We start from the raw sequence: 26,410 nt of genomic DNA on the forward strand, positions 1-26,410 counted from the left end.
CGCGCGGTGACAAGGCGCGCATGCTTTCCATCACCGACATCTCCATCCGCCTCGCCGGACGGCTTCTCATCGACCAGAGCTCAGTGCAGATTCCGCCCGGCGCGCGCGTCGGACTGGTCGGCCGCAACGGCACCGGCAAGTCGACCCTGTTCAAGGCGATCCGCGGCGAACTGTCGCTGGAGACCGGCAGCATCACCGTGCCGCCGCGGTGGCGCATCGGCAGCCTGGCCCAGGAAGCCCCGAGCGGGCCCGAAAGCCTGATCGAGGTGGTTCTCCGGGCCGACCTCGAGCGGCATGCGCTGCTGCAGGAGGCCGAGACCGCCCATGACGCACACCGCATCGCCGAGATCCAGACCCGGCTCGTCGACATCGACGCGCATTCCGCCCCGGCGCGCGCGGCCGCTATTCTCAGCGGCCTTGGATTTTCCGCCGCGGATCAGGCGCGAGCCTGCGCCGAATTCTCCGGCGGCTGGCGCATGCGGGTCGCCCTCGCGGCCACGCTGTTCGCCGCGCCCGACCTGCTCCTGCTGGACGAGCCGACCAACTATCTCGACCTCGAGGGCACGCTGTGGCTCGAGGATCATCTGGCGCATTATCCGCGCACGGTGATCGTGATCAGCCACGACCGCGATCTCCTGGAAACCTCCGTCGACCAGATCCTGCATCTCGACCGTTGCAAGCTCACGCTGTATCGCGGCAGCTACTCCTCCTACGAGGAACAGCGCGCCACCCGCGAGATGCTCGATGTCAAGGCGGTCAAGCGCCAGGAAGCGGAGCGTGCGCGGCTGCAGGCCTTTGTCGAGCGCTTCAAGGCCAAGGCCTCGAAGGCGCGCCAGGCGCAGTCCCGCGTCAAGATGCTGGAGCGGATGAAGCCGATCACCGCGCTCGTCACCCAGGACGTGCACGAGATCACGTTCCCCGCACCGGAGCGACTGCTGTCGCCGCCGATCATCGCGGTCGACAACGCCTCGGTCGGCTACGATCCCGCGCAACCGGTGCTCAACAGAGTCACCTTACGCATCGACAATGACGACCGCGTCGCATTGCTCGGCGCCAACGGCAATGGCAAGTCCACGCTGGTGAAGCTGCTCGCCGGCCGGCTCACACCGTTTTCCGGCAAGGTCACGCGCGCCGACAAGCTGTCGATCGCCTATTTCGCCCAGCACCAGCTCGATGAGCTGGACGAGACCGGATCGCCGTATAGTCACGTGCGCAAGCTGATGGGCGATGCGCCGGAATCGAAAGTGCGCGCGCGCGCCGGCGCGATCGGATTTTCCGGCAAGGCCGCCGACACGCTGGTGAAGAGCCTGTCGGGCGGCGAGAAGGCGCGGCTGCTGCTCGGGCTCGCGACCTTCTTCGGCCCCAACATGATCATCCTGGACGAGCCGACCAACCATCTCGACATCGACAGCCGCGCCGCGCTGGCCGAAGCGATCAACGAATTTCCCGGCGCCGTGATCATGGTGTCGCACGATCGCTATCTGATCGAGGCCTGCGCCGACCGCCTCTGGGTCGTCGCCGACCGCACCGTGAAGACCTATGATGGCGACCTCGATGACTACAGGCGCATGGTCTTGTCGACGCGCAGCACGCCGGCCCGCGACAACGAGCGCTCTCAGGTCGCCGAGAAGACCGAGCGGCCCCGCAGCGATAACAAGCGCAGCGGGCTGAAGCAGAAGATTGCGGCAGCCGAAGCCGAGATCGCCCGCATCACCGAGATCATCGCCAAGATCGACGGCGCGCTGTCGCTGCCCGACATCTTCACGCGCGACCCAAAGCAGGCCGCGCAATTGTCGAAGGCGCGGGCCAATGCCGCCGACGCGCTGGCGCGCGCCGAGGAGCAGTGGCTGGAAGCCAGCACGCTGCATGACGAGGCGGGGAGCTGAAGCGCCCCGAGCCTCGGATCGGCATTCGGCCGAAAGTCGCCGATAGCTCGGCTTTCAGCTGCTTCCAAGTCGAAAGCCTTCGCGGTCGGCGGCTAACACGGCTGAATGCGGGATCGGAGCGAGCGACCGGATCAATTGGTTCGCTGGAACAGGTCGGCACCCGGCAGATTGCCGAGATCACCGTTGGGCTGAATGTAGAAGAGATTCCAATTCGCCCGAAGTTGATTGCCGCCGACTTGGCCTCTCCAACGCGTGATGGAATTGCACTGGGCAAAAGTCACGACCAGCATAACGGCGCTGCCGGCGGATCTGCCGGATACCGGATAGGGAATACCCTGGCATGCGAACCCAGATGCGTTGTTGGTGAATTGCCCTCGCACCTGCCCATCGGTGACTGACCAGATCTCGAGAACCGAGCCTCGTTGATTGGTCCATCTCGACGGCGCCGGCAGGACGTCGGCACGCGCAGCAATCGACGAAACCACGACAATCATGCCTGCGAAAAGATACTTGCTGAAGAACCACTTCATGGCGCGCCTCGCTATGCCCAGAGCTAGAGGTAGCAACGATGACTACATACATCCATAAGATTGAAAGCGCCATTGTAGCAGAATCAAAATTGCTCTACTTTTGGTAGCTGACGTTGATGTTTGAGGTTCGATTGAGGCGATTCAGGAGGACGAAACATGAACAAGCAGATTTACGCTCGACTTGACGGCCTGCTCTACGACGTCTGCGTCAAGGCCGGTCAAAAGGTGAAGACCGGTGAGGTCCTCTACGTCATCGAGGCGGCCAAATCACAGCTGTCGGTGAAAGCTCCCTACTCCGGGACAATCAGTCAGGTCAGGCGCAAAGCGGGCGATACGTTGAACGCGACCGATGTCGTGATGGAGCTGGATGCGGAGGACGCGGCAGCTTAATCGTCGCCGAAGTTCGGAGTCCTCTGCAGATGGATCGGCGACGACGCGCCGTTGTAGACCGTCGCTCGATCCAGCACGCGCTCGGCCTCGGCGGACGGCCAGGATCTTTCGATCTTGGGCCGCTTTCTGTCGAAGGCGCATTGCAGCCCCTCCGGGAGATCCGACCAGAACGGCACGAAGGACAATACGATCAGGGCTCGGTCTTCGCTCGAATTGTTCGCATGGGATGCGTGAAGGAGCCTGCCGTCGCGAACGATAAGATCCCCCTTCCGAACAGCAACATCAACTTCGTCTGGCCTCGTGGAAACCAGCACGTCGTCGACATGCAGAACCCGATCGGGATGTGTCGGCCTGCCCTCGATCAATTCATGTAGATCGTTCTTGCGCCGATGACTGCCGGGAAGCACGCGCAAGCATCCGTTTGCAGCACTCGTGTCGGTCAAATAGTACATGAAATAGAGAATTGGAGGCGTGGCGCCGTAACTCACGGCGCTCGACCAGCCCCACCAATCCTGGTGCCAGTGCAGCCTCGGACATCCGGCCGGCTTGGAGATCAGAAATCCAGCAAAAAAGCGCGCATCCCGGTATCCGGCGCGCTCCAACAATTCATATTGTGCATCGAAGAGAATGATCGGCGCGAAATCGACCGAAAAGTTGACCGAGACAACAAGCCCGAGATGGGGCTCCGCTCTCGCCTCAAGACTGGCCCGAGACTTGATTCGATTGCCGGCCTCCAACAATTCGCGAGGAAGAAAATCACGGCGTACCGCATACCCGGCCTCCTCCAACTCGCGACGGAGGCCGGTTATTTGCATGGCCACCTCCCGCCGTCAGCTCGTCCGCTTCTTCGCCTTCGGCTTCGCCACCTTCGGCGCCGGTCCCGGATCGGGCGCGCGCTCGACCGAGGTCAGGCGGCCGGAGCTGAACGTGTAGACGCCGGCGCGTGCGCCGCGCAGCCAGGTCACCGTGGCCACGCGCTCGCCGCCATTGCTCGAGATGTTGACGTTGTCGGGTGCACCGATGCCGCGCACCACGTCGCATTCGGTGTGGCCGAGTGCGACGGTGCCGCCGGCAGCCGGCGTCGCGGCGGCGGGATCATTCGCCAGCGCGTTCGCGCCCGCAGCATCGGCCGCAGGCGCCATGCCCGGGCATGCGCCTTCGGCGCTCACAAGATCCTCAGCCGTGACCGGCTTGTCCGGCGTCAGCGGCGGCGCGTCGATCGAGATGTTTCTGATGAACAGGCGCTGCGGCCGGTTGAACCACTCAGCGTCCTTGGACAGGAAATCGGGCGTGCTCGAGCATCCGGCGACGACCGGGGCAAGCACAAGGAACGCCAGAGCGCGCGTCAGCTGTTTGGTGTGGTCTCGCACGATGAACCTTGCTGAATTGCAACCTGTGGACACTCTAACGTGTTGTCCCAACATCACTTTGCGGCACGTTCGTGACTTTGCCAACGCTCTGCCGGTAAATCGGCAGATTATCATTAATCACGCGGCGCTGCCATCATCGGCGCTTCACGGGCCTCCGCATCATTGTCGGCGCTGCCAGCGCCCCCGCTCATCCGCCTGCCAGTAGGTGACCTCGAATCCCCGCGATTTGCAATCGGTCCACGCCGATCTCGCAGCCGCGAGCGCGTCCGCATCATCGCCGTTGAACACGAGCACCATGCGCTCGTAGCTGTGCGAGTCCGATGGCAGCGCCGCGTTATCCACCAGGAAACGGACGTTCGCGCCGTTGGGATTGCTTTCTTCCACCGCGAGCACGATCGGCTGGTCGGCCACATCGGCCACCCGCCAGGTGGCGTGCGGCAGAAACGAATCGTCGCGATAGGTCCACAGATGCGCATCGAGCGCATCCGCGCGCTCCTCCGATGTCGACTGCACCACGACGCGCCAACCGCGCTCGAGCGACTTCTCGAGCAGCGGCGGCAGCACGCCTTCCACGGTCATGTTCTGCAGGTGGTAGAACAGAACTTCGGTCATCGCCCCGCGTCACGCCTTGGCGCCGGATTTGGCTTCGGCTTTGGTGTCGGATCTGGATTCGTAGGAGTCCCACACCAGCCGATCGAGCAGCCGGACGCCATAGCCCGATCCCCAGCTCTGGTTGATCTCCGATTTCGGCGCGCCCATCGCGGTGCCGGCGATGTCGAGATGCGCCCACGGCGTGTCGTTGACGAAGCGCTGCAGGAATTGCGCGGCGGTGATCGAGCCGCCATGGCGTCCGCCGGTATTCTTCATGTCGGCGAACTGCGAATCGATCAGCTTGTCGTATTCGTGGCCGAGCGGCATGCGCCACACCTTCTCACCCGTCTCCTGCCCCGCCTTGAACAGCTTGTCGGCGAGATCATCATTGTTGGTGAAGAGACCGGCATGCTCGGTGCCGAGCGCGACCATGATCGCGCCGGTCAAGGTCGCCAGGTCGATCATGAATTTCGGCTTGAACTTGGTCGCGACGTACCACAGCACGTCGGCGAGCACGAGGCGTCCCTCCGCATCGGTGTTGATGATCTCGATGGTCTGGCCCGACATCGAGGTGACGATGTCGCCCGGACGCTGGGCGTTGCCGTCCGGCATGTTCTCGACCAGGCCGATGGCGCCGATCACGTTGGCCTTGGCCTTGCGTGCGGCGAGTGCATGCATCAGGCCGACCACGCAGGCCGCGCCGCCCATGTCGCCCTTCATGTCCTCCATCGAGCCGGCCGGCTTGATCGAGATGCCGCCGGTGTCGAAGCACACGCCCTTGCCGATGAAGGCGACCGGCTGCTCGCCGCGCTTGCCGCCATTGTAGTGCATCACGACGGTGCGGCTCGGCCGTGCCGAGCCCTGGCCGACGCCGAGCAGCGCGCCCATGCCGAGTTTCTTCATCGCGGGCACGTCGAGGATCTCGACGGTGACGCCGAGCTTGCGCAAGGCGGCAGCGCGTTTGGCGAACTCTTCCGGGTAGAGCACGTTCGGCGGCTCGTTGACGAGATCGCGCGCCAGTATCACCCCGTCGGTCACGTGGGATCGCGGCGCGAAGGCCTTCTTGGCCGCCGCGACGTCCGCCACGGCGATCGAGACATTGGCGCTGACGGCGCCCTCCTCGTCCTTCTTCTTGGTCTTGTAACGGTCGAACCGATAGGCCCGCAGCCGGATCCCGGCGGCCAGCGAGCTGACCTGATCCGGCAACAGCGGTCCCGAAGGCAGCTCGGCGAGCACCGCCACCGCTTCAGTTCCGGCGTTCAGCTTTCCGGCTAAAGTCCCGCCGAATTTGAGGAAATCCTTGTCCTTGAGGTCCGATCCCTTGCCGATGCCGATGACGATCAAGCGCTGAATCTTGATTCCCTCAGGAGCCAGCAGATCCAACACCGCGCCATCCTTGCCCTTGAACCGGGCTGCCCCGGCCGCGCGCTTGATCAGGTCCGAGGCTCCCCCGAGCGCCTTCTCGGTCGCGACTCCAAGACGCAGGGTGTCATCGCAGAACGCCACCACGATGCCACGCGGGGCGGTCGACAGCGGGACGAAGCCGACCTTGACGGCGTCGGACATCAAGCAATCCTCCAAATTTCGACGTGATGAGCCGCCACGTCCGGCCGAAAACCTCAAGGGCCAGACGCGGATGGCGGCAGTTCGGAACCCAACTTGACAGCAGTATGGCCTGCCCGGACCGCGGCTGCCAAGCGCCGCGTGGCGGGCCAGTCACAATCATGAAATTTTGACCGTATTTTCGGGGCGCCACGCCACAGCCATTTTGTCGACGGATCAACGAGATGGTAATGATATTCACTGCTCTTGGAACGTCACGGCGACAGCGGCCTTGGGGGACCCGTTTCAAGGGGGGCTGCAGCGCTCGTTCCGGGACTGCTGATTGGGGATCGAGCGCAGACGATGGGGTCCATCGACAGGTACATCTTTCGCACGACGCTGGCGTCGTTCGCGCTGGTGTTGGTCAGCCTCACCGGCGTGATCTGGATTACGCAGGCGTTGCGCGGCATCGACCTGATGACCAGCCAGGGCCAGACGATCCTGACCTTCCTTGGCATCACCGGGCTCGTGATTCCCTCCCTGCTCGGCGTCATCGCGCCGATCGCGCTGATGATCGCGGTCTCGCACACGCTGAACAAGCTGGCGACCGATTCGGAGATCATCGTCATGAACGCCGCCGGCATGTCGCCGATCCGGCTGTTCGTGCCGTTCGCCTATGCCACCTGCGCGGTAGCCGTGCTGGTGACGGTGATCGCCGCCTTCTTCGCCCCCGACGGCCTGCGCCGGATCAAGCAGTGGGATGCCGAGATCACCGCCGACGTGCTCGCCAACATCCTACAGCCCGGGCGGTTCGCGCAGCTCGACCAGAACCTGACCATCCGGATCCGCGAGCGCCAGCCCGGCGGTGAGCTGTCCGGCATCCTGATCGACGACCGCCGCGACCCCAAGGAGCGAATCACGATCATCGCCGAGAAGGGCACCGTCGTGAAGAATGCCGACGGCTCGTTCCTGGTGCTGGAGGACGGCAATCTGGAACGCTTCGAGCTCGGCAAGCGCGAGCCGGCGATGGTCGCGTTCGCCCGCTACGCCTTCGACATGTCGAAGTTTTCGAACCAGGGCCGCGACGTCACGCTCGGCATCCGCGAGCGCTATCTGTGGGAACTGATGGCGCCCGCCGAAAACGATCCGATCTACAAGCAGATCCCGGGACAATTCCGCCAGGAATTGCACGACCGCTTCCTGGCGCCGATCTATCCGTTCGCCTTCGCTGCCCTCACCTTCGCATTCCTGGGCGCGCCGCGGACCACACGCCAGAGCCGCAACTTCTCGTTCGGCAGCGCCATTCTCGCCGTGTTCGGCGTCCGCATGGCGGGCTTCGCCTGCTCGGTCATGACCGTGAAGACGCCGATGGCGGCGCTGGTGCAGTACCTCATGCTGTTCGGCGTGCTCGGCCTCAGCATCTGGATCATCATCGGCGGCGTGGTGGTCGAGCCGCCGGCGCGGCTGATGGAAGCCATCAACCGCTCGAACGCGCGGATCGCACGCCTGTTCGGAAGGCCGGCCACCGCATGAGCATGGTCACCAACACGCTCGGGCGCTATTTCGCCGGCCGCTTCCTGGTCTCGGCGGTCGGCGTGTTCGCGAGCATCTTCATCCTGCTCGTGCTCGTCGACTACATCGAGATGGTGCGCAAGACCTCCGGGCTCGCCTCGGCCTCGGCGCTGATGGTGGCGGAGACGTCGCTGTTCCGGGTGCCGCAATTGCTCGAGAAGATGATGCCGTTCTGCGTCCTGATCGGCGCCATGACCTGCTATCTCGCGCTGTCGCGCCGACTCGAACTCGTGGTGGCGCGCGCGGCCGGGGTCTCCGCCTGGCAGTTCATCGCGCCGGCGCTGGCAAGCGCCATCGTGCTCGGGCTAATGGCGACGACCCTCTACAACCCGATGTCGGCAAATCTGCGCGAGCTCTCCAAGCGCATGGAGGCCGAGCTGTTCGGCGCCGCCCCGGGCGGCGGCGTGCAGGACGCGGCCGGCTTCTGGCTCAACCAGATCAACCCCGACGGCTCGGTCATCATCAATGCCGCGCGCAGCGAGCAGCAGGGCGTCCGCCTGACCGGACTGACCCTGTTCCGTTTTGATACGGACAAGCACTTCAAGGAACGAATCGAAGCGCGCGAGGCGACCCTGGAAGAAGGCCGGTGGGTCTTCCGGTCCGTGCGCCGATTCTCCCTCGATGCGCCGCCGGTCGACGAACCGACGTACATTCTTCCGACCAGCCTGACGCCGGCACAGGTCCGAAACAGCTTCTCCACCCCCGAAACTGTGTCGTTTTGGCAACTTCCGACATACATCCGCTCGTCGGAGAGCTCGGGCTTCGCGACCGCGGGGTACAAACTGCAGTATCATAAGCTGATCGCGCAGCCGTTTTTGCTGGCTGCGATGGTCATGCTGGCTGCGTCCGTGTCGCTCAGGTTCTTCCGAATGGGTGGCGTACAGAAAATGGTTTTGAGTGGCGTGGGCGCCGGGTTTCTGCTCTACGTTCTGTCGAAAGTAACTGAAGATTTGAGCAAGGCTGAGTTGATGAATCCGATCGCTGCGGCGTGGCTGCCGGTGTTCGTCGGCGGCCTCACCGGCTTCATGGCCTTGCTCTACCAGGAGGACGGCTAGTGTCGTTCGTTGCCGTCCGTCAGACAGCGCTCGCCGCGCTTCGGCAGCATGCCGTTGCGCGCGTCGGTTGCGCGCGCGTGCGTCGCGCCGGGTCTGGCGTACTTGGATTCGTTATGGCCTGCGGGCTCGGCCTGATGGTCGCTGCTGCGATCGCGGTCGTGGCGCCGACCCCTGCCGTGGCGCAGGGCTTCACCTACAATCCGCGCCCGCCCAAGGCGCCGCCGCCGCGCGTCGCCAACGACAACCAGATGCTGGTGCAGGCGACCGAGGTCGATTACGACTACAACAACTCGCGCGTGTCGGCGGTCGGCAACGTGCAACTGTTCTACAACGGCACCTCGGTCGAGGCCGACCGGGTGATCTACGACCAGAAGACCAAGCGCCTGCATGCGGAAGGCAACATCCGCATGACCGACGCCGACGGCAAGATCACCTACGCCAACAGCCTCGATCTGTCGGACGACTATCGTGACGGCTTCGTCGATTCGCTGCGCGTCGAGACCGAGGATCAGACGCGGATGGCGGCGACCCGCGCCGACCGCTCCAAGGGCAATTACACCGTCTTCGAGAACGGCGTGTACACCGCCTGCGCGCCGTGCAAGGACGATCCGAAGAAGCCGCCGCTGTGGCAGGTCAAGGGTGCGCGCATCATCCACGACCAGACCGAGAAGATGCTGTATTTCGAGAACGCCCAGCTCGAATTCTTCGGCGTTCCCCTGGCCTACATCCCCTACTTCTCGACGCCCGATCCGACCGTGAAGCGCAAGAGCGGCTTCCTGATGCCCGGCGTCACCCAGACCGGCGGCTACGGCTTCGGCGTCGACATCCCCTATTACTGGGCGATCGCGCCGGATTACGACGCGACCTTCACGCCGCGCATCACCTCCAAGCAGGGCGTGCTGCTGCAGACCGAGTTCCGCCAGCGCCTCAGCAATGGCGGCTATCAGGTGCGCCTGTACGGCATCGATCAGCTCGACCGCAACGCCTTCGCCGGCCAGCCGGGCGACCGCCAGTTCCGCGGCGGCGTCGACACCAAGGGCCAGTTCGCGCTCAACGACAAGTGGGTCTGGGGCTGGGACGGCATCCTGCTGTCCGACTACATGTTCCTGTCGGATTACCGGCTGGCGCAGTACCGCGACCCGTTCAACTCGTTCATGAGCCTGCCGACCGAGGCGATCTCGCAGCTGTATTTGACCGGCGTTGGCAGCCGCAGCTTCTTCGACGTCAGGGCGATCCACTATCTGAGCTTCTCGGGCAACCAGCAGACCGTGCCGGTGGTCTATCCGGTGCTGGATTACTCGAACGTGCTGAACTATCCCGTGTTCGGCGGCGAGTTCAGCTACAAGACCAACTTCGTCAATCTGAGCCGCCAGACGGCGGTGTTCGATCCGATCACCACCACGGCCAACACCAACGGCCTGTGCACGACGACATCGGCTGACCCGCTTGCGCGCCTGCCGACGCAGTGCCTGCTGCGCGCCACGCCCGGCACCTACACCCGCCTGACTGCGCAGGCGGAGTGGCGGCGGTCGTTCACGGATCCCTACGGCCAGATCTGGACGCCGTTCGCGATCCTGCGCGCGGATGCGATCAACGCCAACGTCTCGAACCAGCCGGGTGTGGGCAACTTCCTGCAGACCGGCGACACCCAGGCGCTGCGGCTGATGCCGACGGTCGGCCTGGAATATCGCTACCCGTTCATCAACGTTCAGCCGTGGGGCACGACGACGATCGAGCCGATCGCGCAAGTGATCATCCGGCCGAACGAGACCTATGCCGGCCGGCTGCCGAACGAGGACGCCCAGAGCATGGTGTTCGACGCCAGCAACCTGTTCAGCGTCGACAAGTTCTCCGGCTACGACCGCGTCGAGGGCGGCGGGCGCGCCAATGTCGGCGTCCAGGCGACCACGCAGTTCGACCGCGGCGGCACCATCAACGTGCTGTTCGGCCAGTCCTATCACCTGTTCGGGATGAACTCGTTCGCGGTGCAGGACGCCAACAACACCGCCATCGGCTCCGGCCTGGACAAGAACGTCTCGGACTACGTGGCGCGGGTCGACTACTCGCCGAACCGCACTTACACGTTCAGCATGCGCAGCCGGTTCGACCAGCAGACCCTGAACATCCAGCGCTTCGAGGCGGAAGCCAAGGCGAACTTCGACCGCTGGTCGGTGGCCCTGACCTACGGCAACTATGCTGCCGATCCGGCGATCGGTTACCTCACCCGTCGTGAGGGCATCCTGGGTAGCGGCTCGGTCAAGGTGGCACCGAACTGGGTCGTGACGGGCGCCGCGCGGTGGGACCTCGCTGCCAACAAGATCAACCAGTATGTGATCGGCGCGGGCTATGTGGACGACTGTTTCGTGCTGGCCGCCAACTATGTAACGTCGTATAACTATACGGCAGGCACCACTCCACCCGTTCTGAGCCATGCCTATATGCTCCAGATCGGGCTTCGGACGCTTGCCACGACCTCGTCGACGGGAACCGGGGCTGGCGGCCTTCAGTAGTGCGCGCCAGTCTCCGACGGGCCGCTCCGTGGGGTTCGAAAGTCCCTCGTCGGGAGCCGTGGCGCGGCTTCCAGTTGGATCAATAGCGACAGCGAAGCTTGGTCATGACGATCGCGTTCTCTCCTCGCCTTCGGGCCCTGGCCATCTGCACTCTTGCCGCACTCGCCTGCGGCATCGGAACGATGTCGGCTCGCGCCCAGAGCATCGTCGTCATGGTCAATGGCGATCCCATCACCGACTATGACATCGAGCAGCGCACCAAGCTGAACTTCCTGAGCACGCGCAAGCATCAGTCCCGCCAGGAGATCATCGACGAGCTGATCGACGACAAGGTGAAGATCAAGGAAGGCAAGAAGTTCGGCGTCGAGCCGACCGCCTCCGACGTCGACCAATCGTTTGCTGGCATGGGCTCTCGCATGCGGCTCAACCCGGAACAGTTGACCAAATCGCTGGAGAGCCAGGGCGTGCGGCCGGAGACGCTGAAGGCCCGCATCAAGGCGGAGATCGTCTGGAGCAGCCTGGTGCGCGGCCGCTACAAGGAGCGTCTGCTCGTCTCCGACAAGGACGTGGCCGCGGCCGTCGCCGCTGCCGGCGGCGACGGCGATCAGCAGGGCCAGGCGTTCGAGTACAAGATGCAGCCGATCGTGCTGATCGTGTCGAACTCCTCGAACCAGGGCTTGATGGAAGCACGTCACAAGGAGGCGGAAGCGCTGCGCTCACGGGTGCAGACCTGCGCCGAAGCCAACAACATCTTCAAGACGACGGCGAACGCGGTCATCAAGGAGATCGTCGTCAAGACGTCCGCCGACATTCCGCCGAATCTGCGCAAGCTGCTCGATGACACACCGATCGGCCACCTGACTCCGCCGGAAGCGACGCGGCAGGGCATTCAGATGGTGGCGCTCTGCTCGCGGACTCCGACCACGATCGACACGCCGAAGAAGCGCGAGATCAAGGAGCAGATGTACACCAAGAAATACGAGGCCACCTCCAAGGCCTATCTGCAGGAAGTCCGCAAGGCGGCGATGATCGAATATCGCTGATGACGAAGCCGCTCGCGCTGACCCTGGGGGAACCGGCAGGCATTGGCCCCGACATCACCCTGCAGGCGTGGCTGCGCCGCACCGAGCTCGGCCTCCCCGCCTTCTACGTGCGCGGTGATCCTGCCTTCCTGGCTCAGCGCGCCAAGCTGCTCGACCTCCCCGTCACCGTGGACGAGGTTCGTCCCGAACAAGCGGCGCAGGCGTTTGCGACCGCGCTGCCCGTGGTCCCCACCGGGCACGCCGTGACGGCCCCGCCGGGCCGCCCGGACACGACGAGTGCCGAGGCGGCCATCGGCTCGATCCGGGAGGCCGTGGCCGACGTGAGGGCCGGACGCGCCAGCGCCGTCGTGACCAACCCGATCGCCAAGGCCGTGCTCTACCGTGCCGGCTTCTCGCATCCCGGCCATACCGAATTTCTCGCCGAGCTCGCCGCGGATGGCGGAGCCACGCCACAGCCGGTCATGATGCTGTGGTCGCCTGTTCTCGCCGTGGTGCCTGTGACGATCCACGTCGCGTTGCGCGATGCGATCGATCAGCTGACGAGCCCGCTGATCACGTCGACGACGCGAATCGTCGCGGCGAGCCTGCGCCGCTATTTCGGCGTATCGCGGCCGCGCATTGCGATGTCGGGCCTCAATCCGCATGCGGGCGAGGACGGCACGCTCGGCACCGAAGAGGACACGATCATCGCGCCCGCGATCGCAACCTTGCGCAATGCTGGCCTCGACGTGCAGGGACCGCTGCCGGCAGACACGATGTTTCATGAAGCCGCGCGCAAGACCTATGACTGCGCCATCTGCATGTACCACGATCAGGCACTGATCCCGATCAAGACGCTGGCGTTCGACGAGGGCGTCAACGTGACGCTCGGCCTGCCCTTCATCCGCACCTCGCCCGACCACGGCACGGCGTTCGACATTGCCGGCAAGGGCACCGCCAATCCGGCGAGCCTGATCGCGGCGCTCGAGCTCGCGGCGCGCATGGCCAGCCAGTCGTCATGAGCGCGATCGACGACCTCCCGCCGCTGCGCGAGGTCATTCGCGATCATCAGCTGTCGGCTCGCAAGGCGCTCGGCCAGAACTTCCTGCTCGATCTCAATCTCACCGCCCGGATCGCGCGCGCCGCCGGCCCGCTGGAGGACGCCACCGTGGTGGAGATCGGCCCCGGTCCGGGAGGCCTGACGCGGGCGCTGCTCGCGCTCGGCGCGCGCCACGTGATCGCGGTCGAGCACGACGAGCGCGCGATCCCGGCGCTGCAGGCGATCGCCGCGCGCTATCCGGGGCGGCTCGAAATCGTCTGCACCGACGCCCGCACCTTCGACGTCCGGCCCTACCTCGGCAGCACCAAGGCGAAGATCGTCGCCAACCTGCCCTACAACATCGCGACGCACCTCCTGATCGGCTGGCTTTCCGCAGAGCCGTGGCCGCCCTGGTACGACATGATGGTGCTGATGTTTCAGCGCGAGGTCGCCGAGCGCATCGTCGCGCGCGAGAACGAGGACGCCTATGGCCGGCTCGGCGTGCTCGCCAACTGGCGCTGCGAGACCAAGATCCTGTTCGACATCTCGCCATCCGCCTTCGTGCCGCCGCCGAAGGTCACGTCGTCCGTGGTGCGGCTGGTGCCGCGCCCGTCGCCCGAACCCTGCGACCGCCGCGCGCTCGAGCAGGTCGCCGCCGCCGCCTTCGGCCAGCGCCGCAAGATGCTGCGGCAGAGCCTGAAGTCGCTGCCGGCGGATCCCGCGCGGCTCGCGGCCGCCGCAGGCGTCGATCCCACCCGCCGCGCCGAGACCATTCCGGTGTCGGGCTTTGTTGCCATGGCCCGCGAATTGACCAATAGTCGCGACGCGAACAAGTCTTAATCAACAACCATTTCAGGGAGTTTCATCATGGCGTTGATGCGCCGTCAGTCGCTCGTCAAGTTCGACGCACCGCTGTGCGAAACCATCGTCGAGACGCCGAAGCCGCAAGGCCGGGAAGTTCTGGTTCGCATCGAGCGCTGCGGCCTGTGCCACTCCGACCTGCATATCCAGGACGGCTATGCCGATCTCGGCGGCGGCAAGCGCCTGGACACCACGCGCGGCATGACCCTCCCCTTCACGCTCGGACACGAGATTGCCGGCGTCGTCGATGAGGTCGGACCCGACGTGCCGAAGGAACTGATCGGCGCGCGCCGCGCAGTGTTTCCGTGGATCGGCTGCGGCCAATGCCGCGACTGCGCCAATGGCGACGAGAATTTGTGCGCCAAGCAGCGCTTCCTCGGCGTCTCGATTGACGGCGGCTTCGCCACCCACGTGCTGGTGCCGGATGCGAAGTATCTGCTGGAATACGATCCGCTGCCGGTCAATCAGGCCGCGACGCTGATGTGCTCCGGCGTAACGGCCTATGGCGCGCTCAAGCGCCTCGTGGATCGGCCGCGCCAGCGCAATCTGCTGCTGATCGGACTCGGCGGCGTCGGCATGATGGGCCTGTCGTTCGCGCAGGCGATGTTCAAGCAACCGATCTCGGTGGCCGACCTCTCGGCGGCCGCGCGCGAGACCGCGCTGAAGAATGGCGCCGCGACGGCCTACGATCCGGCCGAGCCGGATGTGATCAAGCGCATCCTCAAGGAGACCGAGGGCGGCTTCGACGAGGTCGTCGATTTCGCCGGCAACGAGAAGTCGATGGCCTTTGCGGTGTCCGTCGTTGCACGCGGCGGCAAGATCGTCGTCTCCGGACTGATGGGCGGCCAGTTCACCCTGCCGATGGTTCAATGGGTGTACAAGCGCATGACCATCGAGGGCTTCATGGTCGGCACGCTGACTGAGGCGCACGAGTTGATGGCGCTCGCGCGCGCCGGCAAGATCAAGCCGCCGCCGATGCGCGAGGAGCCGATGGCTGACGTACAGAAGTGGATCGATGCACTGCGCGCCGGCCATGTGGTCGGACGTGTGGTGCTGACGAACTGATCCCTCGTCCGTTGCGACATCGCACGCGGCGGCGGTGCTGCACCGCTGCCGCTGTGGCCAATCATTTGTCCACAAACGTAGAGGTTGTCGGCGCCGCGCCTCGGATCCCTGAGGGTGAAAAGCCAGGTCCATCTTCACGGATGTGACCGATTTGGCGCGATAGCGCGGCCAAAATCGCGGCGGGATGCGGATCCTTTTGTGGGAAAAAAGCCGCACTCGGGCACGAAAGGATCGCGACAGAATTAATCCGGAATTGCGGCTCATTGCCACCCAACTTCTCTCCGAGAACGCGCCGTTGCGTAAGCGTATCCGGAGTCTTCAATGGCAAGCCGAACGGCAGGAGTTGCGTTTGCCATTGCAGCCGGAATCGCCGGCACCGTCGTGCTCGTGCTGCCGCGCGTCGTGTTGGCGGCGGAGGAATGTCTGACCGAGCCGACGGGAGAGAAGTCCGACGCGCAACGCTGGTACTATCGTTTCGATCGTGGCACCAATCGGCGTTGCTGGTATCTTAAAGACGCCAACGGCAATACCCGTGACGCCGCGGCACCGATGCGGGCCGCGCAGCAGCCGACTCCCTGGGACTTCGCCCAGCCCGCTCCACCCAAACTGACGCCGAGACGCACCGATGGCCCGGTCGCTCGCACCAGCGACGCCCTCGCCGAAGCGCCGCAGCCGCGGCTGCGTGCCGATCTCGCCGTGCGGGGCACGCCGAAGCCGCAGAATCTCGCCACGCCGACGACGCTGACGGCATCGGACACCAGCCTGCCGCGCAGCCTCGATAGCTCGCCCTGGCCCTCTGCCCCGCCGCAACAGGCGGACCCGATCGCGGCCGATGCGCCACCACCGGCAATGGCCGACGACGGCAATGCGGAGCCGGACGCGAATGCGGCGCCGACTGCCGACGGGCCGATCATCGCACCCAAGCCGAGCAAGCCCGAAGCGCCCATCCACGTGCTCATGCTCGTGGTCATCGGCGCACTCGCGATTTCAGGACTGCTGGCGAGCGCGCTCTATCGGCTCAGCCGGATGGGACGACGGCAACGGCGCAACGGCAGCTGGCACGCGGACGCAGTACGGATGCGCCGTAGTCGCATCAAACCACGCTCCAAGGCGCCGCAGGGCGGGATGCGTGCGAACCGCGGCAGCATGCCGGCGGCACCATCCCATCCAGGCGGCAGCCGCGGCTCCCAGCCGGCTTCGGCGCTCGACCTCGCCAGCGCGCGGCTGTCCGCTTCAACGGACCAGATCGACCCCCGTGCGCAGCGACCGGCGCCGTCTCCCCAGCATCAGGATCACCCGGCCGTGGCCGCACGCCGACGCGACCGGGACGCGGCTGCGGAGATGCAACGATCACAATCCACCGACGCAGTATGGCAGGCGGTCGATGAGTTGGTGGATCGCGCAGCAGTGCGCCGGGCCGAGCCTTCCGGGGCACAGATCGCTGCGACCAACGCGCCGCCATCGCCGGTTGCCGCAACTGCCGCATCGCCTGCTGCTCCGGCGCAGGCACAACTGACGGCTGCCCAGATGGCCGCCGCGCAGGCCGCTGCCGCCAAGATTGCAGCAGCCCAGGCGAGCGCCGCCGCTGCAGCCGCCTCGCCGCGCTCGCCGACCTATGCGGCACCGACCGCGCCCGCCGAGCCCTGGCCGGCGGCGCAGCGGGTTGAACCAGCGAATCCCACCCGCATCCAGGCAGCCGCAGCAATGCCGTCAGCCGCCCCACCACCGGCGCAAGCTGCCGCGACCGCCGCCCCACCTGCCCCCGTCGACGTCAGCGAAATCGTGTCGGCGCTGCGCAAGGCCCGAAGCCGCGATGTCACGTCCCCCTCTGCCGGCGCTCCGATCGACGCCGCCAAGGTGATTGCCGCGCTGCTGGTGTCGCGCGCGGCCAAGCGGCACGCCACGCAACCCGGCGAGGCTAGCGATGATCCGGCTGCAGCGGCCCTCGCTGAGACGGCTCCGCCAACGCAGGCGGACGCTGCACCCCGGACCACGCAGGCGTCGCAACACCTGACGAACCATCCGCGTGGCGGCCAGCCCGTCGCTCAGCCCGTTCCCGGGACGCCCGATCAGCCTGCCTCCCCGCGCGCGCCGTCAACGGCGCCCGCCGATCCTGCGGCCGCACTGATCGAGACGCTTCGCGCGCATGCGGCACGACAACCGGCCCCTCAGCCTGACGATGACATCGCCGTGGGCGGACCCGCGATGATGTCGGAAGCCCCTGCCGCCGAAGACGATGAGCTCGACGATCCTGCGGCGGCGCTGATCAACCTTCTGCAGTCGCGCTTTTCATTGCCCGAAGACGAGCTGGAGGCAGAGCCGCAGCAGGAGGAGCTCTCCGTCGAGGCTCAGCAGGACGTCGTGCACATGCATGATGATCCCGCGGCCCGACTGATGAGTCTCCTGGAATCGCGGTCGTCGATCCCCGCCGCGCTACCTATCGACAGACCGCAGGCGCAGCAGCAGCCACCGCGCCCGTCGCAGCAGCGTCCCCTGTTCGTGCCGACGCCGTTCGAGGATCCGGCGACCCCGCCGCTCGACTTCATTCCGCGGCCTCCGGCGCTGCGGCCGCGGCCGCGCAACATTCAGCAGGATGATGAGCTCGACGGCATCCAGGACATCCTGGCGCGCCTCGGCCGGCGGGCGTAGACGGAAGGCGTTTCAGCTCTCGAGCTGGCGCTGCAGCTCGCGCACGAAGGTCGTCAATCCGGTCCGGCGCTCGCGCTTCAGGCGCTCGGCCTTGAGGATCGACTGCACCTCGGCGAACGCATCGTCCACGTTGCGGTTGATGACGATGTAGTCGTACTCCGCCCAGTGGCTCATTTCGTGGCTGGCGCGGCTCATGCGCCCGCGGATGACCTCGTCGGAGTCCTGCGCGCGCGTGTGGAGACGCTTCTCCAGATCGGCGGCGGACGGCGGCAGGATGAACACGCTGACGACGTCCTGCCGCGCCTTCTCGCGCAGTTGCTGCGTGCCCTGCCAGTCGATGTCGAACAGCACGTCCTGGCCCGCCGACAGCGCCGCTTCGACCGGCGCGCGCGGCGTGCCATAGCGATTGTCGAACACAGTGGCCCATTCGAGCAGCTCGTTGCGCTTGGCCATGTCCTCGAAGCGCGCCCGGTCGACGAAGTGATAGTCGCGGCCGTCGACCTCACCAGGCCGCATCGGACGCGTCGTCGCCGAGACCGACATCCGCAGGCCCGACATGCGCTCGATCAGCAGGCGCGACAGCGTCGTCTTGCCTGCCCCCGAAGGCGATGACAGCACGAACATCAGCCCGCGCCGCTCGACCCCATCGAAGCTTCCGTCGTGAGCCGCCATGGATCACTCCAGATTCTGAACCTGTTCGCGAAACTGCTCGACCACGGTCTTCATCTCCAGGCCGATGTTCGTCAGCTCGATGTCGTTCGACTTCGAGCAGGTGGTGTTGACCTCGCGATGGAATTCCTGGGCGAGGAAGTCGAGCCGGCGGCCGACGGGCCCGCCCTTGCCGAGCATCTCGCGCGCCTGCGCGATGTGCGAGGCGATGCGATCGAGTTCTTCGCGCACGTCGGCCTTGGCCGCGATCAGCAGCGCCTCCTGCGCCAGGCGATCGGGATCGAAGCGGTCGGAGGTTTCGAGCAGGGCTGCCACCTGTTCGGCCAGCCGCGCCTTGATCGCCTCGGGCTTGCGGCCCGGCGACGCCTCCGCCCTTTTCGCCAACGCCTCGATTTCGTCGACGCGCTGATTGAGGATCTGACCGAGCGTGTCGCCCTCGCGCCGGCGCATCTCGACGAGATGTTTCAGAGCGGTGTCGAAGCCTGCAATCGCCGCCTCTTTGGCGGCCTTGTCCTCGGCCTCGTCACTCTCCGGCTCGGCCACCTCGATCACGCCCTTGATCGACAGCAGCCCGTCAATGCTCGGTGCGACCGCGTCAATCCTGCCGGCGAGCGAGCTCGCCATCTTCACCACCGCAGCCAGCACGTCCTCGTTGATTCGCACCGTCGACCCGGTCTCGGTGCGCTTGACGGTGAGATTCGCATAGACCGTGCCGCGCGACAGGACTTCCGTCGCGCGCTTCTTGGCGAAGGCCTCGACCTCGTCCCAGCCCTGCGGCAATCGCACCCGGACGTCCAATCCCTTGGCGTTGACCGACTTCAACTCCCACTCGAACGAGTAGGGACCGCTTGCCCCGTGGCTACGGGCAAAGCCGGTCATGCTCGACAGCGCCATTTCGTCCATGTCTCCGGCACATTGGGAACGGGGACAGACTCAACCCCCGCCGAAAGTGCGCGAACCTTACGGCCTTTTGGGCAAATGTTAAGCCCGGTTCTGCGCGGCCGACATGCGTGGGAAATTATTGCTGAACGACCGGCGGGCTCGGCTGCGCCGCCCCCTGACGGGCGCCGTTGCCAGGTGCGGCCCCCGGTGCAACTCCGCCGGTGGCGCGGTTGGCCGGCGGCTTCTTTGCCGCTGCGGGCGCCCGTGGGGTCGCTCCGGCCGCCGGATCGGCCGCGCCACCCGCGACGGCAGGCGGCGCCTCGTCGGGCTCGACGGTGTCGTTCTGAGTCTGCCGCTCCATCGCCCTGAGCTTGGCGACGTTCTTCTGGTGCAGGTCGTAGGTTTCGGTGAAAGCATGGCCGCCGGTGCCGTCGGCCACGAAATAGAGATCGCGCGTGCGCGCCGGATTGGCTGTCGCCTCCAGCGAGGCGCGGCCGGGGTTGGAGATCGGTCCCGGCGGCAGGCCCTCGATCACATAGGTGTTGTAGGGCGACGGCTGGGTGATCTCGCTGCGCTTGATCGGACGGCCCAGCGTGCCCTTGCCGCCGACCAGACCATAGATGATGGTCGGATCGGACTGCAGCTTGATCCTCTGCTTCAGCCGGTTGACGAATACTGCGGCCACCCGGCTGCGCTCGTCGGGCTTGCCGGTCTCCTTCTCGACGATCGAAGCCAGCGTCACCAGCTGCTCCGGCGTCCTGACCGGCAGATCCGGACTACGCCGTTCCCAGATCTCGGCCAACACGCGCTTCTGCGCCTGCTGCATGCGTTGCACGACCTGATCGCGGCTGGTGCCGCGCGGAAACTTGTAGGTCTCCGGCAACAACGTGCCTTCGCGCGGAATCTCGCGGACGCTGCCGGTGAAGATCTCGTTCTCGGACAGGCGGGCCACGATCTGCTCTGACGTCAGGCCCTCGGGCACGGTCACCGAATGCTGCACGACCTTGCCTTCGACGATGACGCCGATCACGTCGCGCAACGATGCATTCTTCTGGAACGCATACTCGCCCGGCTTGAGGTCGGAACTGGCCTTCAGGGCATAGACTCCACCGATGAAGATCCACGGATTGACGTCGATCACACCTTCACGCGCGAGCACGTCGGCAATATCGCGTTTGCCCGCGCGCTGCGGGATGTTGACGACCTTGTCCTCCTGCAGCGGTCCTGCCGCTTCCAGGATCTGCCGTCCATAATAGTAGGCCGCGCCCACGCCGAGCATGGCCAGGATGAGCAAGGTGATGATCGCGTTGCCGACGACCACGAACGGATTGCGGGCGCGGTCGGAGCGGCGCGGCGGCGGCGGCACGCGTTCCGGCTCCAGCGCTGCGCGCGGGCTGCGGGGCGAGATGGGCGGCCGTTCACTCATCGATGCAACCTTCAGTCCTGTCGCTCTCGTCGTGGCCGTGCGCTCCCCAACGCAAGCGACCTGAAGTCCACGCCCATTTAACGATTCGTCATCTCGTCATCGAATACGGCGAAAAGGTGTTTTCGCCGGGCCTCACCGCCATGCGCATCCACTTACCGCATCGGCGCCGAAGGCCGACCTGCGAAAGACACGCGAAGTCTTGGGTTCTAGTGTGGCTGCAGTCGGATATCCGCGTGACCAAGCGACAATCGGCCCGCGCGGCATCCGTCCTTCCGCACTAGGTCACCACGCGCCGTAAAACCACCGACGCGTTGGTGCCGCCGAAACCAAACGAGTTCGACAGTGCCACGTTGATCTCGCGTTTGCGAGGTGCATGCGGCACGAGATCGATCGCGGTTTCCACCGACGGGTTCTCCAGATTGATCGTCGGCGGGGCGATGTTATCCCGAATCGCGAGAATGCTGAAGATGGCTTCGACGGCGCCGGCCGCGCCGAGCAGATGTCCGATCGACGATTTGGTCGACGACATCGAGATCTTCGAAGCGGCATTGCCAAGCAGGCGCTCGACCGCGCCGAGTTCGATCTCGTCGCCGACTTGAGTCGAGGTGCCGTGCGCGTTGATGTAGTCGAGGTCGGCGGCCGTGATGCCGGCGCGCTTCAGCGCCGCACTCATGCTGCGAAAACCGCCGTCGCCGTCCGGAGATGGCGAGGTGATGTGATAGGCATCTCCGGAGAGTCCGTAGCCGGAGACCTCGGCGTAGATCCGCGCGCCACGTGCTTTGGCGTGCTCATACTCCTCGAGCACGACCACGCCGGCGCCCTCGCCCATCACGAAGCCGTCGCGGTCCTTGTCGTAAGGGCGCGACGCGCGCTCGGGCGTCTCGTTGAATCCGGTCGACAGCGCGCGCGCCGCGCAGAACCCGGCCATGCCAATTCGGCAAATCGGCGATTCGGTGCCGCCGGCGACCATGACATCGGCATCGCCGAGCGCGATCAGGCGGCTGGCGTCGCCGATCGCATGCGCGCCGGTCGAGCACGCAGTGACGACCGAATGATTGGGACCCTTGAGCCCGTGCTCGATCGAGACATAGCCCGAGGCGAGATTGATCAGACGTCCGGGAATGAAGAAGGGCGACACTTTGCGCGGACCGCGCTCCTTCAGGAGGATCGCAGTGTCGGCAATGCCCGAGAGGCCCCCGATGCCGGACCCGATCAGCGTGCCGGTGGCACAGCGGTCCTCTTCCGTCGCAGGATGCCAGTTGGCGTCATCGAGCGCCTGACGCGCCGCAGCCATCGCGAAAATGATGAAATCGTCGACCTTGCGCTGGTCCTTCGGCTCCATCCACTGGTCGGCATTGAAGGTGCCGTCGGAGCCATCGCCGCGCGGCACCTGACAGGCCACCTTGGCGGGAAGATCGGAGACCTCGAACGACTCGATCAAGCGCGCACCGCTCTTGCCCTGAAGGATGCGCTGCCAGGTCGTTTCCACACCACAGCCAAGCGGCGAAACCATGCCAAGGCCAGTGACGACAACCCGCCTCATGTTCGTTTCTCCAGACCCGACCTTGAGCGCTTGTGCATCGGCTGACGGCCGTCGCCGCACCTCGGGTCAATTGTTCGAGTAACATGTTCTGGCCGGGCAGCGCGTCCGAATCGTCCATCGCCAGCCGCCAGATGACGGCTCATCACGACGCCGCCAACAGCAAGAAACCGGTCGACCGCACAAGACGGATCGGCCGGTTTCGCGCAACTCTCGCCGGAGCGTCAGCTCTTGGCGTTCTTCTCGAGGAACTTGGTGGCGTCGCCGACGGTCAGGATCGTCTCCGCGGCATCGTCCGGAATCTCGCAACCGAACTCTTCCTCGAAGGCCATGACGAGCTCGACCGTATCGAGGCTGTCAGCACCGAGGTCGTCAATGAAGCTCGCGTTGTCGACCACTTTCTCGGGCTCGACACCAAGGTGTTCGACCACGATCTTCTTAACCCGCTCGCCAATCTCACTCATCGTTCAAACCTCGTGCTTGTTCCTTTAAGACCCGACCCCCGGATGATCCGCATCACCCCGGCCGCTAAACTTCCTTCGCGATCGCGCAAAACCAGATTTGCCCCGCAGCGCCCCTTTACCGAAATTTGGCGGACGACTTGCGGTCCGAAAACTTCGGAAACGGGGCCACTCACAAACTCCAATCCACACTCTCCATGAGGCCGGTACGCCTCCGATCCAGAGCGCTCAAACAGGAACCCGGATCAGCAGCACCAGCCGACGGAGGCCCGGCGAACGATGGCAGCTCGCCCCGCCAATATACAGGGTTTGGAAATCCTGCAATGGCGTTCTTCGTGCCCCCATCAGCCGCCCGGTTACCATACACGCGAATCATTGACCACACGGCCCGGTATAGTGGTCGCGACGTCTTTTCGCCGCATTCCGAGCCGCGGCAGAGCCTAGATCATGGCCATGCCGCCATTGACGTGGATGGTCTGCCCCGTGACATACGCCGCCTCGTTGGAGGCGAGGTACACCGCAGCTGCAGCAATGTCCTCCGGCGTGCCCAACCGCGCCGCCGGCACCTTGGCGAGGATCGACTCGCGCTGCTTCTCGTTCAGAGCGTCGGTCATCGGTGTCTTGATGAAGCCGGGTGCGATGCAGTTGGCGGTCACGCCGCGTTTGGCATATTCGGCGCCGAGCGTCTTGATCATGCCGATGATGCCGGCCTTGGACGCCGTGTAATTGCCCTGCCCCGGATTGCCGGTGATGCCGACGATCGAGGTGATCGCGATGATGCGGCCGAAGCGCTTGCGCATCATCAGCTTGGTGGCGGCACGCGAGAGACGGAATGTCGCGGTCAGGTTGACCTTGATCACCTCGTCCCAATCCTCGTCGCGGAGCTGCACGAACAGGTTGTCGCGGGTGATGCCGGCGTTGGCGACGAGAATGTCGACCTGCCCCATCGCCTGCTCGGCAGCCGGCACCAGCGCCTCGACCTCGGCCGCGTCGGACAGGTTGCAAGGCAGCACATGCACACGGCTGCCCAGCTCGCCGGCGAGGGTCTCGAGCACCTCGCGCCGGGTGCCGGAAACGGCAACGGTCGCCCCCTGGGCATGCAAGGCCTTCGCGATCGCGTTGCCGATGCCGCCGGTCGCGCCGGTCACCAGCGCGGTCCTGCCACTCAGATCGAACATCCAACTCTCCTCAATGCCGCTTCCAGGCGGCCACTTACGACGTTTTCGCCGCGGCCAGCGCATCCTTCGCGGCCACGATATCCGACGGGCCGCCGACGGCGACGCCGACCGCACCATCCGCGATCCGCTTGACCAGGCCGCTGAGCACCTTGCCGGCGCCGATCTCGAAGAACCGTGTCACGCCCTGGCCCGCCATATATGCGATCGATTCGCGCCAGCGCACCGTACCCGTGACCTGCTCGACCAGGCGACGGCGAATCTCGTTGGGATCGCTGATCGGCGCCGCGAGTACGTTCGAGACCAGGGGCGAGGCCGGCGCCTTGATGGTGACCCTGGACAGCGCCTCCGCCATGACGTCCGCCGCCGGCTGCATGAGCTTGCAATGGAACGGCGCGGAGACCGGCAGCAGCATGGCGCGCTTGGCGCCCTTGCCGCGGGCGATCTCGACGGCGCGATCGACGGCGGCCTTGTTGCCGGACACCACCACCTGGCCGCCGCCATTGTCGTTGGCAGCCTGGCAGACCTCGCCCTGGGCCGCCTCTTCGGCGACCGCGACAGCCGCCTCATAATCCATCCCGAGCAGCGCGGCCATGGCGCCGACGCCCACCGGAACGGCCTTCTGCATGGCAAGCCCACGGGTGCGCAGCAGGCGGGTAGTATCCGCAATCGTCAGGCTGCCGGCGGCGGCCAGCGCCGAGTATTCGCCCAATGAGTGACCTGCGACGAAGGCGGCGTCGCGTCCGACCGAGAATCCGGCTTCGGTTTCCAGCACCCGCAAGGTTGCCATCGAGACCGCCATCAGAGCGGGTTGGGCATTTTCGGTCAGCTGCAGGGTCTCGGCCGGACCTTCCCAAATGCTGGTCGTCAGCTTCTCACCGAGGGCGGCATCGACCTCCTCGAACACCGAACGAGCCACCGGGAAGGAGTCGGCGAGCGCCTTGCCCATGCCGACGGCTTGGGACCCCTGCCCCGGAAAAGTGAATGCTGCCGTCATGGCCGCCCCCTGAACGTTCCAAAATCCCTGGAATTGAGTAACTTTGGCCGGAAAGACACTGGCCGGCCCTGTGATGTCAAGCACGTGACGGGCGCAATTCGACCACTTTCCCTTGCCTTGGCCCCGAAAATCGGTATAAGGCGCGCCATCCGTGGATCCCGAGCCGGGAGCTGAACGGACGGTCCCAGCAAACTCACCTTGCTCAACCTTGGGGATTTAACCTCTCCAAGCTGTCCTGGTGACTTTGATGTGGCAGGGCCAGTCGGCCCGTCGTCCCGTGTTCCCGCCTTCTGAGCTGACGTCTGCGAGTCCTTTCCACAAGGTCTCGAAGGGCTTGACGCCGGGATTTGCGCCAACTTGGAAAGGACAGCCATGCCGCTTTACGAGCATGTATTCCTCGCGCGTCAGGACGCGAGCACCCAGCAGGTGGAAGAACTGACGGCTCAGATGACCGGTATCGTCGAAGGTCTCGGCGGTAAGGTCACGAAGTCTGAGAATTGGGGCGTTCGCTCCCTCACCTACCGCATGAACAAGAACCGCAAGGCCCACTTCGTGCTGCTCAACATCGACGCTCCGTCCGCGGCGATCGCCGAGATCGAGCGCCAGGAGCGGATCAGCGAAGACGTGATCCGCTACCTCAGCGTCCGCGTCGACGAGCTCGAGGAAGGCCCGTCGGCGATGATGCGCAAGGCCGATCGCGACCGTGAGCGCGACGACCGCGGCGGTGGCTTCCGTGGTGAGCGCGATGGCGGCGGCTTCCGTGGCGATCGCGGTGACCGTGGCGATCGCGGCCCGCGCCGGGCCCGTGACGAAGAAACTGCGGACGAGGAGTAAGATCAATGGCTGAAGCCCCCGCACGTCGCCCGTTCTTCCGCCGCCGCAAGACCTGCCCGTTCTCCGGGCCGAACGCGCCGAAGATCGACTACAAGGACTCCAAGCTGCTGATGCGTTACGTCTCTGAGCGCGGCAAGATCGTGCCGAGCCGCATCACGGCCGTGTCCGCCAAGAAGCAGCGCGAACTCGCGCGCGCCATCAAGCGCGCCCGCTTCCTCGGCCTGCTGCCTTACGTCATCCGCTGATTGCGGACCTCGGACCGGCGGCCCCGCGCCGCCGGCTCCTTCCGTTGAATTCTCATAAGGCTTCCGGGTCGTCCGGTCGCCGATGGTTGGGGCGAAGGC

Annotated in this window: 24 protein-coding genes; 12 read left to right on the top strand and 12 right to left on the bottom strand. The window is 65.4% G+C overall.

Annotation, left to right across the window (positions count from 1 at the left end; translation table 11 throughout):
- The first annotated feature begins 20 nt into the window (after positions 1 to 20).
- Entirely contained in the window at positions 21 to 1,886 is a 1,866-nt protein-coding gene (locus tag QX048_RS26700; protein ID WP_316200760.1) for an ABC-F family ATP-binding cassette domain-containing protein, read from the top strand.
- A gap of 131 nt (positions 1,887 to 2,017) precedes the next feature.
- Here the strand turns inward: QX048_RS26700 and QX048_RS26705 are convergent, their stop codons facing one another.
- Complete coding sequence (locus tag QX048_RS26705; RefSeq protein ID WP_315712383.1) at positions 2,018 to 2,416, bottom strand: avidin/streptavidin family protein; 399 nt, start codon at positions 2,414 to 2,416, stop codon at positions 2,018 to 2,020.
- Positions 2,417 to 2,572: 156 nt separating this feature from the next.
- On the opposite strand from QX048_RS26705, the gene QX048_RS26710 reads away from it, so the two are divergent.
- A complete protein-coding gene (locus QX048_RS26710) occupies positions 2,573 to 2,806 on the top strand; it encodes an acetyl-CoA carboxylase biotin carboxyl carrier protein subunit (protein WP_316200759.1) in 234 nt (77 codons plus the stop codon).
- On the opposite strand, the gene QX048_RS26715 is transcribed toward QX048_RS26710, so the two are convergent.
- The 4 genes from QX048_RS26715 to QX048_RS26730 form a co-directional block, all read right to left on the bottom strand.
- Entirely contained in the window at positions 2,803 to 3,621 is an 819-nt protein-coding gene (locus QX048_RS26715; RefSeq protein WP_315826796.1) for a phytanoyl-CoA dioxygenase family protein, read from the bottom strand. The genes QX048_RS26710 and QX048_RS26715 overlap by 4 nt on opposite strands.
- 15 nt (positions 3,622 to 3,636) lie before the next feature.
- Positions 3,637 to 4,131, bottom strand: coding sequence for a hypothetical protein (locus tag QX048_RS26720; protein WP_315712649.1), 495 nt, complete (start codon positions 4,129 to 4,131; stop codon positions 3,637 to 3,639).
- A 204-nt stretch (positions 4,132 to 4,335) separates the two neighbouring features.
- Positions 4,336 to 4,788: a DNA polymerase III subunit chi gene (locus tag QX048_RS26725; RefSeq protein WP_315749957.1), complete on the bottom strand. Its 453-nt coding sequence runs from the start codon at positions 4,786 to 4,788 to the stop codon at positions 4,336 to 4,338.
- A gap of 9 nt (positions 4,789 to 4,797) precedes the next feature.
- The gene (locus QX048_RS26730) at positions 4,798 to 6,333 is read right to left on the bottom strand and encodes a leucyl aminopeptidase (protein WP_316200758.1); all 1,536 of its coding nucleotides are present in this window, start codon (positions 6,331 to 6,333) and stop codon (positions 4,798 to 4,800) included.
- Between the two features lie 339 nt (positions 6,334 to 6,672).
- Between QX048_RS26730 and lptF the strand changes: the two genes are divergently transcribed.
- The 8 genes from lptF (at position 6,673) to QX048_RS26770 (ending at position 18,082) form a co-directional block, all read left to right on the top strand.
- Complete coding sequence (gene lptF / locus QX048_RS26735; RefSeq protein WP_315749956.1) at positions 6,673 to 7,842, top strand: LPS export ABC transporter permease LptF; 1,170 nt, start codon at positions 6,673 to 6,675, stop codon at positions 7,840 to 7,842.
- Positions 7,839 to 8,936, top strand: coding sequence for an LPS export ABC transporter permease LptG (gene lptG / locus QX048_RS26740; protein WP_315712392.1), 1,098 nt, complete (start codon positions 7,839 to 7,841; stop codon positions 8,934 to 8,936). Before lptF ends, lptG begins: the two co-directional genes overlap by 4 nt.
- Positions 8,936 to 11,446 (top strand): LPS-assembly protein LptD, encoded by a 2,511-nt coding sequence (locus QX048_RS26745; RefSeq protein ID WP_315826795.1) that lies wholly within the window; start codon positions 8,936 to 8,938, stop codon positions 11,444 to 11,446. Before lptG ends, QX048_RS26745 begins: the two co-directional genes overlap by 1 nt.
- A 104-nt stretch (positions 11,447 to 11,550) precedes the next feature.
- Entirely contained in the window at positions 11,551 to 12,489 is a 939-nt protein-coding gene (locus QX048_RS26750; RefSeq protein WP_315712396.1) for a SurA N-terminal domain-containing protein, read from the top strand.
- Positions 12,489 to 13,490: a 4-hydroxythreonine-4-phosphate dehydrogenase PdxA gene (gene pdxA / locus QX048_RS26755; protein ID WP_315712398.1), complete on the top strand. Its 1,002-nt coding sequence runs from the start codon at positions 12,489 to 12,491 to the stop codon at positions 13,488 to 13,490. The genes QX048_RS26750 and pdxA overlap by 1 nt, the downstream gene beginning before the upstream one ends.
- Entirely contained in the window at positions 13,487 to 14,347 is an 861-nt protein-coding gene (rsmA, locus tag QX048_RS26760) for a 16S rRNA (adenine(1518)-N(6)/adenine(1519)-N(6))-dimethyltransferase RsmA (RefSeq protein WP_315712399.1), read from the top strand. The genes pdxA and rsmA overlap by 4 nt, the downstream gene beginning before the upstream one ends.
- 27 nt (positions 14,348 to 14,374) lie before the next feature.
- Complete coding sequence (locus QX048_RS26765; RefSeq protein WP_315712400.1) at positions 14,375 to 15,433, top strand: alcohol dehydrogenase; 1,059 nt, start codon at positions 14,375 to 14,377, stop codon at positions 15,431 to 15,433.
- Between the two features lie 381 nt (positions 15,434 to 15,814).
- Entirely contained in the window at positions 15,815 to 18,082 is a 2,268-nt protein-coding gene (locus tag QX048_RS26770) for a hypothetical protein (protein ID WP_316200757.1), read from the top strand.
- A 12-nt stretch (positions 18,083 to 18,094) separates the two neighbouring features.
- Here QX048_RS26770 and gmk read toward each other — a convergent pair whose 3' ends face one another.
- The 7 genes from gmk to fabD form a co-directional block, all read right to left on the bottom strand.
- A complete protein-coding gene (gene gmk, locus QX048_RS26775) occupies positions 18,095 to 18,754 on the bottom strand; it encodes a guanylate kinase (protein ID WP_172109343.1) in 660 nt (219 codons plus the stop codon).
- Positions 18,755 to 18,757: 3 nt separating this feature from the next.
- The gene (locus QX048_RS26780) at positions 18,758 to 19,645 is read right to left on the bottom strand and encodes a YicC/YloC family endoribonuclease (protein ID WP_315712651.1); all 888 of its coding nucleotides are present in this window, start codon (positions 19,643 to 19,645) and stop codon (positions 18,758 to 18,760) included.
- A 124-nt stretch (positions 19,646 to 19,769) separates the two neighbouring features.
- Positions 19,770 to 21,059, bottom strand: a complete 1,290-nt coding sequence (gene mltG / locus QX048_RS26785) for an endolytic transglycosylase MltG (protein WP_315767262.1) — start codon at positions 21,057 to 21,059, stop codon at positions 19,770 to 19,772.
- A gap of 277 nt (positions 21,060 to 21,336) precedes the next feature.
- The gene (gene fabF / locus QX048_RS26790) at positions 21,337 to 22,602 is read right to left on the bottom strand and encodes a beta-ketoacyl-ACP synthase II (RefSeq protein WP_315712404.1); all 1,266 of its coding nucleotides are present in this window, start codon (positions 22,600 to 22,602) and stop codon (positions 21,337 to 21,339) included.
- Positions 22,603 to 22,823: 221 nt separating this feature from the next.
- The gene (locus QX048_RS26795; RefSeq protein ID WP_006610957.1) at positions 22,824 to 23,063 is read right to left on the bottom strand and encodes an acyl carrier protein; all 240 of its coding nucleotides are present in this window, start codon (positions 23,061 to 23,063) and stop codon (positions 22,824 to 22,826) included.
- Positions 23,064 to 23,500: 437 nt separating this feature from the next.
- Entirely contained in the window at positions 23,501 to 24,238 is a 738-nt protein-coding gene (gene fabG, locus QX048_RS26800; protein WP_316200756.1) for a 3-oxoacyl-[acyl-carrier-protein] reductase, read from the bottom strand.
- Between the two features lie 34 nt (positions 24,239 to 24,272).
- Positions 24,273 to 25,232, bottom strand: a complete 960-nt coding sequence (gene fabD, locus QX048_RS26805; protein ID WP_316200755.1) for an ACP S-malonyltransferase — start codon at positions 25,230 to 25,232, stop codon at positions 24,273 to 24,275.
- Positions 25,233 to 25,604: 372 nt separating this feature from the next.
- On the opposite strand from fabD, the gene rpsF reads away from it, so the two are divergent.
- Together rpsF and rpsR are read left to right on the top strand one after the other, a co-directional pair.
- Positions 25,605 to 26,066, top strand: a complete 462-nt coding sequence (gene rpsF / locus QX048_RS26810) for a 30S ribosomal protein S6 (RefSeq protein WP_315826788.1) — start codon at positions 25,605 to 25,607, stop codon at positions 26,064 to 26,066.
- A 5-nt stretch (positions 26,067 to 26,071) separates the two neighbouring features.
- Positions 26,072 to 26,311 carry a 30S ribosomal protein S18 gene (rpsR, locus tag QX048_RS26815; protein ID WP_008963441.1) on the top strand — a complete coding sequence of 80 codons (240 nt, stop codon included), beginning with the start codon at positions 26,072 to 26,074 and terminating at the stop codon, positions 26,309 to 26,311.
- Positions 26,312 to 26,410: the final 99 nt, after the last annotated feature.

Origin of the sequence: Bradyrhizobium sp. SZCCHNS30572, from assembly GCF_032484415.1 — a bacterium.
Lineage (GTDB): Bacteria > Pseudomonadota > Alphaproteobacteria > Rhizobiales > Xanthobacteraceae > Bradyrhizobium.